General features: G+C 67.3%; 8 protein-coding genes. 7 read left to right on the forward strand and 1 reads right to left on the reverse strand.

Annotation, left to right across the window (positions count from 1 at the left end; translation table 11 throughout):
• The first annotated feature begins 187 nt into the window (after positions 1-187).
• The 7 genes from IC234_RS10485 (at position 188) to IC234_RS10515 (ending at position 10,340) form a co-directional block, all read left to right on the forward strand.
• The gene (locus IC234_RS10485) at positions 188-1,066 is read left to right on the forward strand and encodes a hypothetical protein (RefSeq protein WP_190924236.1); all 879 of its coding nucleotides are present in this window, start codon (positions 188-190) and stop codon (positions 1,064-1,066) included.
• Between the two features lie 152 nt (positions 1,067-1,218).
• Entirely contained in the window at positions 1,219-2,205 is a 987-nt protein-coding gene (locus IC234_RS10490) for a hypothetical protein (RefSeq protein WP_190924238.1), read from the forward strand.
• A gap of 59 nt (positions 2,206-2,264) precedes the next feature.
• On the forward strand, positions 2,265-3,581 hold the full coding sequence (locus tag IC234_RS10495; RefSeq protein ID WP_190924240.1) for a hypothetical protein: 1,317 nt from the start codon (positions 2,265-2,267) through the stop codon (positions 3,579-3,581).
• 6 nt (positions 3,582-3,587) lie between these two features.
• The gene (locus tag IC234_RS10500; RefSeq protein ID WP_190924243.1) at positions 3,588-5,642 is read left to right on the forward strand and encodes a hypothetical protein; all 2,055 of its coding nucleotides are present in this window, start codon (positions 3,588-3,590) and stop codon (positions 5,640-5,642) included.
• Positions 5,643-5,753: 111 nt separating this feature from the next.
• Positions 5,754-6,893: an aminotransferase class I/II-fold pyridoxal phosphate-dependent enzyme gene (locus IC234_RS10505; protein WP_190924245.1), complete on the forward strand. Its 1,140-nt coding sequence runs from the start codon at positions 5,754-5,756 to the stop codon at positions 6,891-6,893.
• The gene (locus tag IC234_RS10510) at positions 6,862-9,477 is read left to right on the forward strand and encodes a peptidoglycan-binding domain-containing protein (protein ID WP_223827600.1); all 2,616 of its coding nucleotides are present in this window, start codon (positions 6,862-6,864) and stop codon (positions 9,475-9,477) included. Before IC234_RS10505 ends, IC234_RS10510 begins: the two co-directional genes overlap by 32 nt.
• Positions 9,478-9,512: 35 nt before the next feature.
• Positions 9,513-10,340, forward strand: coding sequence for an amidohydrolase family protein (locus tag IC234_RS10515; protein ID WP_190924247.1), 828 nt, complete (start codon positions 9,513-9,515; stop codon positions 10,338-10,340).
• Between the two features lie 136 nt (positions 10,341-10,476).
• On the opposite strand, the gene IC234_RS10520 is transcribed toward IC234_RS10515, so the two are convergent.
• The gene (locus IC234_RS10520; protein WP_190924249.1) at positions 10,477-11,853 is read right to left on the reverse strand and encodes a sigma 54-interacting transcriptional regulator; all 1,377 of its coding nucleotides are present in this window, start codon (positions 11,851-11,853) and stop codon (positions 10,477-10,479) included.
• Between the last annotated feature and the right edge of the window lie 205 nt (positions 11,854-12,058).

Here is a 12,058-nt window from a genome sequence, read left to right on the forward strand (position 1 = left end):
GCCGGAAAGGCATCGGTTGTAGCGGCCAGGATTTCGCGAAATCGTTTTCGCGAAATCCCGGCCTTTTGCGTGTTGGCGAAATTTATTTCGGGCGCACCCCGCCCCAGGGGCTGGAAACGGCCCTGGCACACTTGGCACCGGGATTGAAAACAGGGGAGGCATCTCTCAATTCTTTCCCTTGTCAACCATGCACAACATCGACCGCACCCTGCAGGAATTTGAGTCCGGGGTAGCCACCAACAGCGAATACGAGAACTACGAAACCACTGGCGAGTACGGCCATGAGCTGGGCCAGGAATTCGAATACGAACAGGAAGCGAACCAGGAGTTTGAAGGCGAGTTCGGCCACGAGTTCAGCGGCGAATTCAGCGGCGAATTCAGCAACGAGAACTTCGAGGTAAACCTGGAAGAAGAGCTGGTGGGCGAACTGCTGGAAGTGAGCAACGAGCAGGAGCTGAACCAGTTTCTAGGCAGCCTGGTGAGCAAGGTGGCGGGCGCGGCCTCGCAGCTGGCGCAGTCGCCGGCCGGGCAGAGCGTGGGCCGCTACCTCGTCGATTTCGGCAAGAAAACCCTGCCGCAGCTGGCCGGCCAGTACGGCGGGCAGGCCGGCGCTGCCCTGGGCGGGCGGGCCGGTGCGGCGCTGGGCGGCCGGCTGGGGCCCGTGGGCGCCCGGGCCGGGCAGTGGGCCGGCAGCAAGGCCGGCGGCTACGCGGGCTCGGCGGCCGGCAATTGGGTGGGCACCCAGGCCGGCAATTTCCTGGCCGACAACGCCAAAAAGGTGTTCGGCCTGGAGCTCGAAGCCCTCAGCCCCGAAAGCCAGGAGCAGGAAATAGCCCGCGCCTACGTGCGCTTTGCCTCCGATGTGGCCCGGCGCGCCAACCGCGCCCTGCGCCGCAACCCCCGCCTGCGCCCCGGCGCCCTGGGCCGGCAGGTGCTCACCGCCACCGCGCCCTACTACGCCCCCGGCCTGCTCAACGGCAGCCTGCAGCTCAGCGGGCCCGCCCGGCGCGCCAACTGCGGCCGCTGGGAGCGCCGCGACGGCGTGGTGGTCCTCTACGGCCTGTAAGCCAAGGGGAAAGGGAAGTGGGGGAGGTAGGGAGCAGGGGAGTGAAGAATCTGGAAATGCCCGCCCTCCTCCCCACCTCCCCATCTCACCCGCCTCCCTACCTCCCTATCTCCCCCACTAATTCTCACACCCTTCACTTTACCCCCAATGTCATGTACAACAACGAATTTTCTCAGGAATTTGAGCAAGCCATCGGCCAGGAACTGGAAGCCGGCGGGCACTCCATGGAAACCTTTGAGTTCAACCCCGAATACCTGGGCGAAACCAGCGGTGAGACTCAGGGTGAGTCGTTCGAAATGAGCGGCGAATACGCCAACGAGTACAGCCAGGAGTTCAGCAACGAATACAGCCACGAGTACAGCGGCGAGCTGAACGAAACCATGGAAATGGAGCTGGCCCACGAGCTGCTGGAAGTGAGCAACGAGCAGGAGCTGAACCAGTTCCTCGGTAAGCTCATCAAAGGCGCGGGCAAGGCCATTGGCAACTTTGCCAAGTCGGGCGTGGGCCGCGCCATCGGCGGCGTGCTCAAAACCGTGGCCAAGAAGGCCCTGCCCATTGCGGGCGGCGCGCTGGGCACCTTCTTTGGCGGGCCGCTGGGGGGCATGATTGGCAACAAGCTGGGCTCGGCCGCCAGCAACCTCTTCGAACTGGAGCTGGAAGGCCTGAGCCCCGAAGACCAGGAGTTTGAAGTGGCCCGCGCCTACGTGCGCTTCGCCAATTCGGCGGCCAACCGGGCGGCTAGCCTGCACGCCCAGCGCCGCGGGGCGCCCATGGCGGCCGTGGTGCGGCAAGCCCTCTCGGGCGCGGCCCGCCAGCACGCCCCCGGCCTGCTGCGGCCCCGCAACCCCAACGGCACGTTCCGCTCCATGGGCGCCCGGCCCGGCCAGCGCGCTGGCAGCCGTCGGCCCCAGCCGGGCTTCCAGCGCCCGGGGGCCGGCGGTTTCCGTCGCCCCGGCGTGCCGGGCCCCGGCTTCGCCTCCAACGACTACGGCCAAGGCAATGGCTTTGGCCCGGCTCCGGCCACCAACGGCTACGACCCCTCGGGCTACGACGGGCCCGATGCCAACGGCATGGGCGAGCAAGGCACCACGCGCGGCACGTGGACGCGCCGCGGCAGCACGCTCATCATTCAGCTGTAAGCAAAGCCAGTGGGAATCAACGCCCTTGTCCTCTACCGTTTTTCTAACCGCAACTGCTCATGCGAACCGCCGCCGATACCCGGTTTCTGGTGAATGAAACGCTGGCCCTGTTCGGGCGCCTCCAAACGGTGCGCTCGTTCTCGCTGAGCACGCCCATGGTGCTGGCGGCGGCCGTGTCGGCACCGGCGCAGGCGGCCATCAACGCGCACCTGGCGCACGTCGCTTTCGACCTGCGCCGCCGGCTGCGGGAGTTTGTGCGCTGGCTGCGCAGCCCCGAAAGCCGCCGGCTAAGCGCCGCCAACACCCAGGCCCGCTACGTGCTGCTGAAGATGCGCTTCAACAACCTGCTCGACCAGGTCGACATCTTTGCCGACGTGCTGGGTCAGCGCTCCGAGCACGGCACCGGCACCTGGGTGGCCGGGCTCGACGTGCTGGCCGAGGACGCCCTGTGCCTGCCCGGTAACTACTACGCGGCCCCGCCGCTGGTGTGCTACCTGGAGCGCGGGCACGGGGCGGCCATCCGGCGGGCGCGCACCCGTCTGCCGGGCGGCGACCTGAGCCCGGTGGGCGTGATTCAGATTCCGCGGGAGCGCCTCATTGGGTCGGGCATTGCGTCCTCGCTCATTCACGAAGTGGGCCACCAGGGCTCCGAGCTGCTGGACCTGACCACCTCGCTCAAGCAGGCCATTGAGCAGCGCATCGCCGCGGGCGACCGCGAAAACGCCCTGCCGTGGCAGCTGTTCAGCCGCTGGCTGAACGAGATTTTGTCGGACTGCTGGGCCATGGGTCACCTGGGCATCACGGCCACCTACGGGTTGCTGAGCGTGGTGAGTTTGCCGAGCTACTTCGTGTTCCGCATCGGCACCGACGGCCCGCACCCGTTCCCCTGGATTCGGGTGAAAATCAGCCTGGCGCTGGGGGAAGTGCTGTTTCCGCACCCGCAGTGGGCGGCCCTGGGCCGGCAGTGGGAAGAGCTGTACCCCACCGACGAGCTGAGCGCCGACAAGCGCGACCTGATTCACCGCCTCGAAACCGCGCTGCCGGAGTTTGCCGCGCTGGTGCTCAACCACCGGCCCAAGTCGCTGCGCGGGCAGCGGGTGGCCGACATTTTTCCGGTGGCCGAGCGCCAGCCCGACCAGCTGCGGGCCCTGTTCGAAGCCTGGCAGCAGCAGCCCCACCTGCGCGAGCACGTGGCCCCGTCGCTGGTGTTTGCGGTGGTGGGCCAGGCCAAGGCCGACGGCCGCATCAGCACCAACGAGGAGGCCCGCGTGCTTTCGCACATGCTCAACCGCTGGGCCCTGAACCGGGCCCGCAACTACTGCACCGCGCCGGTAGCCCCGGCGCCCGTGCCAACGCCTTCACTTCAAACTGTTTAATTTATCATGGAAGCCACTACTTCAACCTCCAAATCGGCGTTTCCGCTGCGGGGCGAACTGTCGTTCACCAAGCCCAAAATCCGGGTGGGCGACGACACCGAACTCGAATTGACCTTGTCGGCCGAGGGTGATATCGCGCTGGCCACGCTGCTGACCAATGCCGGCAGCATCACCCTGGAATTCTGGTCGGAAGCCGACCCCGGCGAACGCCTGGAGCAGAGCTACAACTACACCGTCAGCAACCGGCAGCTCACGCTCTCGCCCGAGCCCAACGACCCGCCGCTGCCCTTCTGCTCGCCCCTGCAAACGGTGCGCAGCAAGCTCAGCATCACCAACAACGTGGTGGCCCCGATGTGGCGGCTCAACAACTGGCGCGACGCGGGCCGCTACTCGGTGCGCGGGCGCCTGCTGAGCGCCAAGCCCATGAAAGGCGAGGAGTATCCGACGGGGCTGGAAATCGACGACATCCGGCTGGCGGTGGGCGACGTGACGGTGATTGACACGACCCCCACGCCCGACCCCGGCCCCACCGTGACGCCGCTGCCCTTGCCGCTGCCGGTCACGTTGTTTCAGGCCCAGCGCGAGGCCAGCGACGACCAGGACCTGTGGGGCCTCATCCGGCGCCGCACGCTGAACTTCAGCCGGTACTGCAACTTCATCGACAACGTGCTCACCGACCGCAGCTCGGCCCTGGGAGCGCAGGCGCGGGCCTATGTGTCGTCGCGGCAGCTGCCCTTTAGCCGCGCCGCGTCCTACGCCGTGCTCAAGTACGCCACCGAGTATTACCTGATGCAGGAAGTGGGCCTGGCGCCCGTGGCCGCCCCCGGCGACGCCGACCCCCACTGGGCCGCCAGCGAGCTGCAGCGCACCGGCGGCAAGCCCTTCGACCTGAACCGTATGCGCGAGGAATACCTCAAAAACCTCGGCGACGAAGAAGGCAAGGCGCTGGTGGTGCCTTACCTCGACATCATTCGGGAGCGGCTGAAGGAAGTGCCGCTGAAGGAGCCCGATGACATCATCAAGAGCGGGCAGCTCACCTACGGCATCCTCAAGTCGCGGGTGGAGGCGCCTCCGCTCATGGAGCTGATTTGGTCGTATTGGCACGAGGAAGGCGGCCTGGTGCAAACCATGAACGCCCTGAGCCTGCGCTTCCAGAACGTGCGCCGGCCCGGCCCCGGCCCCGACCCGCTGGCCAACCTGGCCATCGACCCGCTGCGGCCCCTGAACAACATCATTTGGGGCTACATCGAGGACGAGCGTAACCGCCTGACCATGAACCGCCGCAACCTGGAATACCAGTACGAGTACGGCTTTGGACTGATTGGGCGCGGCGTGCAGAACATCGCCGTGGCCGAGCACCGCACCTTCTTCCTGCGGGGCTTCCACAGCCTGCTACGCGCCTGCACCGAGTTCTACCAGCAGGCCAACTTCACCACGGTGATTCCCGACGGCTTCCCCATCCTCAACCACCTGCGCGAAGTGCACCTGACGCTGGCCGAAGGCGCCCACAACCAGTACGGCGACCTGCCCTGGACGGCCCGCGCCGAGATGATGACCCAGCAGTGGATTCTGGCCCGGCCCGAGGTGCGCGAGTTCCTGGGCGGCCGCGTCATGGTGCCGTATTCCGAGCCCTGGATGGACCGCGTCGACAACATGAAGAGCCTGCAGGGCTGGAACCCGACCAACATCACGCACTTCCGCGACCTGGGCGCGTTTGGCGAGCAGCTGCTGCTCAGCATTCGCTACGGCTCCTGGAACAGCCCCACCGTGGGCGCCACCAGCGCCGCCAACTGGGCCCACTACTGGCGGGAGGAAATTCAGCGCTACATCCACGCCTACAAGGCCGTGACCGGCATCGACCTGGCCACCGACCTCGGCGATATCCGTCAGAACCTGCCCGAGAACGAGGAGCGGTACCTGCAGCCGGCCCAGCTCATCGAGCGCCAGAACGCGCTGCAGCAGGGCCAGCTCCGTCGCAGCCGCCAGCTCAACGGCCCGCTGGCCCAGGGACGCCGACCGTTTGCCGTGCCCGTCCCCCGGCGTAAGGCCTTGGGCGAATAGGGAGGCTCTTGGGCGCCTCACTCTCTGACCCCCTCTCTGAAGAGGAGAGGAGCCGGGGGGTGAGGCGCCCGCTAGCGCCGCAACCAAGCGTACCTTTTGAATCACCCGCCCATGCTCGATTTCACCTCGGCGCTGTATTTGGGCCCGCAAGCCTTGCCGCCCCCGCCCCCAGGGCTGGCCCTCACCACCGGGCGCCCGGCCGTGCTAGACCACCACGGCCGGGCCCAATGGGTGGCCCACGCCGTGGCCCGGCGCCAAGGCCTGGAAGCCGGGGAGCTGGCTCCGTCCTCCCTTCATTTGTTCTGGGACGTGTTTGGGCTGGTGCCGGCCCGCGGCGTGGTGCTGCTGGAGCGGCGCCTCTACCCGGTGGGGCGGTGGGGCAGCCTGCGGGCCCGCGCCCGGGGCCTGCCGGTGGCCACGTTTCGGGCCGATGACCTACCCGGGCTGGCGCGGCTGCTGCATGCCTACCAGCAGCAGGGCCGCACGCCCTGGCTCGTGACCGACGGCTGGCACCCCGGCCACGGCCCGGCGCCCCTGGCGAAATACCTCCGCCTGCTGGCCCCGCACCCCGGCGCCACGCTGCTCATCGATGATACCCAGGCATTTGGGGTGCTGGGTGCCCGGCCCGGCAAAAGCCGTCCGCTGGGGCAGGGCGGGGGCGGCCTGCTTCCCTGGGTCGGCCTTGGGCCACCGCCGCCGGGCCCCGAGCTGCTCACCATTACCTCGCTGGCCAAGGGCTTGGGCGTGCCGGTGGCCGTGCTGGCGGGCCGCGCCGCCCGGCTGGCGCAGTTCCGCCGCCGGGCCGAAACGCGGGTGCACACCAGCCCGGTATCGGGCTGGCACGCCTGGGCCGCCGAGCAGGCCCTGCGCCACGACGCCCGCCACGGCCACGCAGCCCGGCGCCGGTTGGGCTTGCGCATCGCCCAGTTTCGGCGGGCGCTGGCCGGGCTGGGCATCCGGCCGCTGGGCGGCGACTTCCCGGTTCAGAAACTGGTGCTGGCCCGCACCACGGCCGCCCTGGGCCTGCACCAACAGCTGCGCCAGGCCGGCCTCAATACCCTGCTGCTGGCCGGCGAAACCCGGCCCGGCGTGCCCGAAGTGGCTTTCTGCCTGCGGGCCGACCATTCGGCGGCCGATATCGACCACGCCGCTGCTGCCCTGGCCCGCGCGGCCCGCGGCACTGACTGGTTTTCCTCACCTCCTTCCGTTGCCCTTCGCCATGAACCCAACCCTGACCCGTTCGCCCCGTAGCCGCCGCGCCAGCGCGCCGGCGGCCGTGGCCATCATCTACCCCAAAGTGGGCACCGTGCTGCGCGTGCCGCTGCGGCGCACCCCTACCGGCAGCCCCCAGGACCACGCGCAGCACCCCGAGCGCCAGCTCATCACCTGGTTCAACCGCATGGCGGGCGCCCGGCCGGGGTTTCCGCTTCAGGTTCGGCGCATCCTGCTGGTTACCGCCGAGCCGCTGTGCCAAACCTGCCACCTCAGCCTGGCCCGCTTCCTGAGCCGCTTCTACCTAGCCGATAAGCTGCAGCTGCGCCCTTTGGTGGGCGGCACAGCCGGCGCCCGCGCTGCCACTGCTGCGCCCTGCAGCTGCGGTTGCGGGCATTGTGGGCAAAGTGCTGGTGATGAAGCAAATAATGGTCAACATGCGCGCTTGCTGAACGCGCTGCTGCAGGACGATTTCATTTCCGACTCGGAGCTGGAAGACGAGGGCTGGTGGAGTCGCCTGAAGCAATTGGGCCAAGCCGCGGCGCTGACCGGCGCCCTGGCGCTGGGCCCGCAGGGCGCCTTCAAGCCCGTGTACGACGTTGCCAAAGCCGTGGCCGGCGCCTACGAAAAGCGCAACAAGATGCAGCGCACCGTGGAAGCGGCCCAATTGCCGGCCCGCCGCCCGCCCGGCCAGCAGGAGCTGGGCTACGAGCAGGAAATGGGCTACGAGTTTGCCGACGTGGCGCCCGGCTGCGCCAGCCCGGGCAGCGCCCGGCCCACCCTGCGCCTGGGCGCGCGCGGCGAGTACGTGCGCTACCTGCAGTGCCGGCTCAACTTTCACAAAGTCAACCTGGCCCAGCCGCTGGTGAACGATGGCGTGTGGGGCCCCAAAACCCAGGCCGCCGTGCGCGCATTCCAGCAGGGGCGGGGCTTGGTGGTCGATGCCGTGGTGGGCCCGCTCACCTGGGGCCAGCTCGACGCCGGCGGCGCGGTGGTGCCCACGGTGCCGCCCAAAACGCAGCCCGGCGGCGCCCCGCCCACCGGCGGCACCGACGTAAATACCGTGCGTTTCCGCAACGCCGCCGACATCAACAACTTCTTTCTGGCCCACACCGGGCAAGATTTCGTGGACTGGTTCCGAAGCAAAGTGGGCGGACGCGGCGCGTGGGTGCGCACCCACGCCGGCAAAACCTACCCCGTGACCATGCCCGCCACCGCCGACGTCAAAGCGGGCTTTCAACAGTTCTGGGACGGCATTCCGCGCGTGTTCAATTCTGCCGACGTCAACTTTGCGCAGTTTGCGGCCCTGCAAAGCGTGATTGTGAACGAAACCGGCGGCACCATGCGGCCCATTGCCGAAAAGGTGGGCCTGCCCGGCCACCCCGGCCTGGCCTACGCCTTCAACCGCATTCCCGGCCTCAAGGTGTCGTACAATACCGGCTCGAATAAGCGGGCGCTGGAGCTGTTCAACAACCGGGAATTCCTGGAAGCGCACGGCCAGAAGCCTTTGGGCGCTCAGCTGGCCAACACCAAGGACGCGCGCTGGGGCGGCGAGGCCTACCCCACAGATGCGGCCTCGACCAGCACCGACCCGGCCATCACCGGCTTTGTGCAGGAGGCGGATTTCTACAAGTTTCGGGGCCGCGGCTACATCCAGATTACCTGGCGCAACGCCTACCAATGGCTCATCCCGTCGGTGCAGAGCTACTCCGGCTCCGACCCCGTCATTCTGCAGAAAAAAGCCCAGTGGCAGGGCCTGAGCCTCGACTCCGTGGCCACCCGCTCCAGCAACGCCGACTGGCAGGCGCTGTTCATGCAAAGCCCGGAGTTTGCCCTCGGCGCGCTCAAGATTTTCTTCGGCAAGAAAACCAACAGCATCAACAAAGTCCGCGTCGGCGACTGGGAAAGCGTGCGCATGGTGGCCTGCGACGTGATGTGCTCGAAGAGCTACACCACCCTGTTTGTGCAGCGCGTGCAGCAGATTTTCGCCACCCTGGGCACCGCACCGGCGCCCGTGGGGCCAAGCCCCGGCACCCAGCCCGGCAGTGTGGGGCCGGGTCCTAAGCCGGCCACGGGCGGCTCCGAAGCGGCGATGCGCGAGGCCATTGTGGCCAATGCGCTGGGCATGCTGGCCGAGCCCACCATCGAGGCCAAGCTGCGCGGGACCGACGGCTTCCGCAAGGGCTGGCAGAAGCTGAAGGTGATGTTTGAAACCGCCGCGCCCGACTACGTGCGGCCCGGCTGGGAAGAAAACAACCTCAAGCGCAGCACCAGCGTGAGCAACACGGCGGGCATTCCACACTGGTGCGGCATTTTTGCGCTGTGGGCCCACCGCGCGGCCGGCCTGAACGTGGGCACCTGGAAAATCGGCAAGGGCATCAGCGCTAATCCGGCCTTCCGCAGCATTCCGGCGGCGCGGGTGAAGAAGGGCGACATCGGCTACTACAACCTCGACCCGGCCACAAAGCAGCCCTTCCGCCACCACTTCCTGGTGCGCGAAGTGTACCCTGACGGCACCATGGACACCATCGATGGCAACTCGGGCGGCACCAGCACCGTGCGCAGCAAAAGCCGCGTGCCCCTGCGCGGCGTCGACCTGTTTTTCAGCGCCTTCAACAGCTAAGCCGGAATAACCGCGGCCTTTTTTCACCCTCTGTCATGCTCATCATCGACTGCCACTGCCACGCCGGGCGCGGCGACGGCCTCACCGGCCCCTGGGACACCGACGCGCCGCTGCGGCCCTACCTGGCCTGGGCCGACGAAGCCGGCATTGCGCGCACGGTGCTCTTTGCCGCGTTTCATTCCGACTACGCCGTGGCCAACCGCCAGGTGGCCCGGCTGGTGCACCAGCACCCGGAGCGGTTCTACGGCTTTGCCTTCGTGCACGCCCAGCGCGACCGTGGCCGGGTGCTGGCCATGGTGCGCACCGCCGTGGAGGAATACGGGTTCGTGGGCATCAAGCTGCACCGCTACGACGCCCGCATCAGCCGCGAGGTGTGCGATGTGGCCCGCGCCTTCCGCCTGCCGGTGCTCTACGACGTGGTGGGCGAAACCTCGGTGGTCGACCTGCTGGCCACCCAATACCCCGACGTCAACTTCATCATCCCGCACCTGGGCTCGTTTTCCGACGACTGGCGCGCCCAAACCGCCCTCATCGATTACCTCGTGCGCTGCCCGAATATCTACACCGACACCTCCGGCGTGCGCCGCTTCGACATCCTGCAGCGCGCCGTGGAGCGGGCCGGCCCCGCCAAATTCCTCTTCGGCTCCGATGGCCCCTGGCTGCACCCCGGCGTGGAATTAAGCAAAATCAGCGCCCTGCACCTGGGGCCCGAAGATGCCCGGCAAGTGCTGGCTGGCAACCTGTTGCGGCTCATCGGCCGGGTGCGGCCGGACGTGGGCGAAGGCGCGCGCCACCGCGTGGCGGTAGTAGCCGAGCCGCTGAGCAACGCCTGGCGCGACCCCTGGCTGATTGGGAAAGAGTGAGGGGAAAACGCTGAGCTTATTATCGTCTGTCATCCTGAGGGCAGCGAAGGCCTTCTCACGTTCGAACAACCAGTGTTCATACGTAAGAAGGTCCTTCGCTGCGCTCAGGATGACAGACGTTTATGATTTATCCCTATTATGCCAGCCGCAGCTGCGTTTCGGGTTCGTCGCGCCGGTGCATCTGCAGAATTCGCTCGCTGCAGCGCAGGCGCAGGGCGGCCATTTTTAGGTTGCCGCTTTCGTGGGTGATGGCCACTTTTTTGGCGATTTCCGTCACCTGGTCCTTGATTTCCTTCAGCCCGAGGCCCTGGTAGAGCAGGGTGGTCACGCCGGCTTCGAGCTCGTCGGCGGTGGGCGCGGCGGCTCCGAGGTGGGCAAAATCGGGCCAGTCGGAGCGGGGAATGTCGCCGATGGTAATGGGCCCTTCGCCCACGTGCTTGCTGGCAATGCGGGTGATGAGCTGCTGCAATTCGCGCACGTTGCCGGGGTAGTCGCGCAGCTGCAGGAAATCGTACACCTGCCGGTCGACGGGCTGCCGAACGCCGTGCTGCTGCGTGAAGAAGTGCTCGGCCAGCGGCACAATGTCCTCTTTGCGCTCGCGCAGGGGCGGCAGGTGGCAGGTCCAGCCCGACACGCGGTAGTACAAATCCTGCCGGAAGGTGCCCTTCTGCACCTCGGCCAGCAGGTCGCGGTTGGTGGCGCTCACCAGCCGGAAGCGGGCCTGCCGCCAGGTGTTGCTGCCCACGCGCTTGTAGGTGCCTTCCTGCAAGGCCCGCAGAAACTCGGCCTGCAGCGGCAGGGGCAGTTCGCCCAGCTCGTCCAGAAACAGCGTGCCCTCGTGGGCCAGCGCCACGGCCCCGTCGCGGGCGCTGATGGCGTTGGTGAAGGCGCCCTTTTCGTGGCCAAATAACTCGCTGCCCGACAGGCCCGGAATCAGGTTGGTGCAGTCCACCACCACGCAGTCGCGCTTGCCGGGCCGCGGGTCCAGCCGATGGATTTCCTGGGCCACCAGCTCTTTGCCGGTGCCGCTTTCGCCGGTTATCAGCACCTGGCAGTTCGAGAGGGCCATGTCGACCACCTGGCGCAGGGTGTCGCGCCAGCGTTGGCTGCGGCCCACCAGGCGGCGCTGCAAGTCGGCCACGGTCGCGTTGAGGTGCTGCCAGTAGCGCAGGCGCGAGGTCACGATGTCGACCGGCCGGTCCACGTCGAACCAGGAAAAAACGTCGGACACGCCCCCGCGCAGCAGGGCCCAGGTGCTGGGGCTGGGCAGGGCACCCACACTCACAGCCAGCAGGTTGGCATCGGGGGCGGTGCGCAGCTCGGCCACGGCCTCCAGCACGGCGGGCAGCGAGGCATCCGCGTCGAGAAACAGAATGCCGGCGCCGCTGGCGGGCGTGTTGGCGCGCAGGGGCTGCAGGTCCAGTCCCGCTTTCTCCAGCTGAATGATGATTTCGGCGAGGCGGGAATTCTGGCGCGTAAACGGTAGAAACCATACCGGGCAGGGGGTAGCCATGCGTAGCAGGAAAAAGGTGACAGGAAGAAGCGTGGCGCGAGGAAAGGAGGGAAGTAAATGTACGTAGTATAATCAATAAATTGAATATTATATTTACGTGAGGCGCCAGAAAATTTGTGCTGGCATTTCCGCCTGCGCTTGCGCCTTGTGCAGCCCGCGCAGCACAGCCAACTTTGGCTTCGTGCGTACACGGGGTAGTTGCCCG

The sequence above is a fragment of the Hymenobacter armeniacus genome, assembly GCF_014699055.1.
GTDB lineage: Bacteria > Bacteroidota > Bacteroidia > Cytophagales > Hymenobacteraceae > Hymenobacter > Hymenobacter armeniacus.

Excerpts from the sequence above, each read along its gene's own strand:
- IC234_RS10490 (WP_190924238.1), top strand. The coding sequence starts at position 1,219 with ATGTACAACAACGAATTTTCTCAGGAATTTGAGCAAGCCATCGGCCAG.
- IC234_RS10520 (WP_190924249.1), bottom strand. The coding sequence starts at position 11,853 with ATGGCTACCCCCTGCCCGGTATGGTTTCTACCGTTTACGCGCCAGAAT.
- IC234_RS10485 (WP_190924236.1), top strand. The coding sequence starts at position 188 with ATGCACAACATCGACCGCACCCTGCAGGAATTTGAGTCCGGGGTAGCC.
- IC234_RS10515 (WP_190924247.1), top strand. The coding sequence starts at position 9,513 with ATGCTCATCATCGACTGCCACTGCCACGCCGGGCGCGGCGACGGCCTC.
- IC234_RS10500 (WP_190924243.1), top strand. The coding sequence starts at position 3,588 with ATGGAAGCCACTACTTCAACCTCCAAATCGGCGTTTCCGCTGCGGGGC.
- IC234_RS10510 (WP_223827600.1), top strand. The coding sequence starts at position 6,862 with ATGAACCCAACCCTGACCCGTTCGCCCCGTAGCCGCCGCGCCAGCGCG.
- IC234_RS10495 (WP_190924240.1), top strand. The coding sequence starts at position 2,265 with ATGCGAACCGCCGCCGATACCCGGTTTCTGGTGAATGAAACGCTGGCC.
- IC234_RS10505 (WP_190924245.1), top strand. The coding sequence starts at position 5,754 with ATGCTCGATTTCACCTCGGCGCTGTATTTGGGCCCGCAAGCCTTGCCG.